Here is a 2,316-nt window from a genome sequence, read left to right as displayed (position 1 = left end):
CGCCGAACTGCTCGGCGTCGTACGGCCGATGTCCTCGGCGGTCGCGCTGGCCGGCGCCGCCGAACGGCTGACCGCCCTGCTGGAGGGGCTGAGCACGCGCTGGCTCAGCGGCAGCCTCCCCGTCACCCATGCCCGCGCCCTCATGACCGACGCCATCGACACCGAGATCTCCCGGCTCGACCCCTGACGCGACCGGGCGACGGAGACGGGCACCGCACTCCGTGACGGTCCCTGCGGCGCCCGATGCCGCTTCCGCACAGGGCGATGACCATCGCCAGGACGACGGCGACGTCCTCCGTCGAACTGAAAGTTCAGCCAATCACCCGAAACGCCCCGGACCGCCCCTCCCGCACCCGTGCCCGATGCCCGGATCGCCACCCCCACCAGGCCCCCACCAGCCTCCCACCGGGCCCGCCGCACCTTCCCCTGAAGGAACCTCTAAACTTCGCGATGCCGTCCTCGCCGCACAGCGTCGCGGCCGCCCGTGGACGCCGTTCCGGCCACCCCACCCTCCTTGTCCGCCGAGAGAGGCCGCCCGCATGTCCGCTGACCGATCCCCCTTCGCCCTCCAGCCGGTCTTCCAGGAGCTGACCGCGGACGACCCACGCGAGATCGGCGGCCACCTGCTGTACGCGCGGCTCGGCGCCGGCGGCATGGGCCGGGTCTACCTCGCGTACACCCCGGGCGGTCGGCCGGTGGCGCTCAAGGTGGTCCGGCCCGAGCTCGCCGAGGACCCCGAGTTCCGGGCCCGGTTCGCCCAGGAGGTGGCCAGCGCCCGGCGCATCCACGGCCTGTTCACCGCACAGCTGGTCGACGCCGGCCCGGACGCCGCCACGCCGTGGCTGGCCACCACCTACGTGCCGGGCCCGTCCCTGCAGCAGGTGGTGCAGCGCTTCGGCCCGCTCCCCGAGCGGACCGTCCTGCTGCTGCTGGCCGGCATCGCCGAGGCGCTCGAGGCGATCCACGCCAGCGGGGTGGTCCACCGCGACCTCAAGCCGGCCAATGTGCTGATCGCCGCCGACGGCCCCCGGGTGATCGACTTCGGCATCGCCCGCGCGGCCGACGCCAGCGCGCTGACCGGCACCGGGCTGCGGATCGGCTCGCCCGCCTACATGGCCCCCGAGCAGGCCATGGGACAGGCCGCGACACCGGCCACCGACGTGTACGCCCTCGGCGCCCTCGGCGTCCACGTCGCGGGTGGCACCCCGCCCTTCGGAGACGGACCGGACCCGGCGGCGCTCTACCGGACGGTCCACGAGGAGCCCGACCTCGACCGGGTCCCGGAGAGCCTGCGCGAACTGCTCCGGCGCTGCCTGGCCAAACGGCCGGAGGACCGGCCGACCACCGCCGAGGTGATCGCCGCCGCCCGCAGCCACCCGGCGGTGGGCGGGCGGCTCAGATTCGGCGAGGACTGGCTGCCGTACCCGCTGACCAGCCAGATCACCCGGCACGCCGACCTGCCCCAGGCGCCCGCCGAGGCCGCCCACCCTGGCCTGGACTCGGCCCCGACGGTCCTCGCGCCATCGGCCGGGCCGACGCCCACCCTGCTCGCCGCCGCGCCCGCCGCGCCCGCCCCGGTGGCGGCCTCCCCCGAAGCCGGCGCCGCACCGGGGCCGGGCACGCGTCCGGACGCGCGGCCGAAGCGGGCCCTCGGGCGCACCGCGCTGATCGCCGCCGTCGCCCTGGCCGTCGGCGCCGCGGCGGCGGTGTTCGTGCTCGACGACCCGGATCCGGTGGAGGCGGCGACGGCCGAGGCCCCGGTGTCCGGCTTCCCCGAGCCCGCCGCACCTCCGGCCTCGTCGACGCCCACCGGATCGCCGGGCCCCGCGCACTCGGGCCCCGCGACGGCCTCGCCGACCCGCCCGGCGCCGTCGGCGCCCGCCCCCGACTACACGGCGGACTACCAGGCGGTCGAGCTCACCTCTGCGGACGCCGGGTACGAGTTCGACCTGGCCTCGGGCACGGTGGTGCCGGCCGACAGCGCGAGCTGGTACGTCGGGCGCACCGACGGCGGCGAGTTCCTCATCCCGGAGAGCGCCGACTCCTACATCGGCCGGGACGCCGGTCTCGGCGTCACCGAGTGCCTCCAGGGGCTCGGCAGCCGGCCCACCGCGCGACTGCCGTTCAGCGCGGTCGGCGCGCACGGCGCCTTCTGCGTCCGGTCCGCGGACGGCCGGGAGCTGGCCGTGGTCCGGGTCCTGTCGACGGCCGGCGCTGACGGGCCGGTCAAGGTGTCACTGGACCACTACCGCCGCAAGGGCTGAGCCGGTCGGCACGGCCGAGAGCCCGTCGTCCCTCCACCGGCCGGTGGAGGGA

2 protein-coding genes are annotated in these 2,316 nt (G+C 76.5%); both read left to right on the top strand.

Translation table 11 applies throughout. The features are described from left to right. Positions 1-187 (top strand): TetR family transcriptional regulator C-terminal domain-containing protein (locus ACFVWU_RS44745; RefSeq protein ID WP_387632444.1); only part of this gene is annotated, 187 nt, incomplete at its 5' end. A gap of 352 nt (positions 188-539) precedes the next feature. Continuing rightward, complete coding sequence (locus ACFVWU_RS44740; RefSeq protein WP_387632441.1) at positions 540-2,264, top strand: protein kinase; 1,725 nt, start codon at positions 540-542, stop codon at positions 2,262-2,264. Positions 2,265-2,316 lie beyond the last annotated feature (52 nt).

The organism is Kitasatospora sp. NPDC058190, assembly GCF_042883685.1.
In the GTDB taxonomy this organism is placed as follows: Bacteria; Actinomycetota; Actinomycetes; order Streptomycetales; family Streptomycetaceae; genus Kitasatospora.
This window is presented reverse-complemented; position numbering and strand designations above follow the sequence as displayed.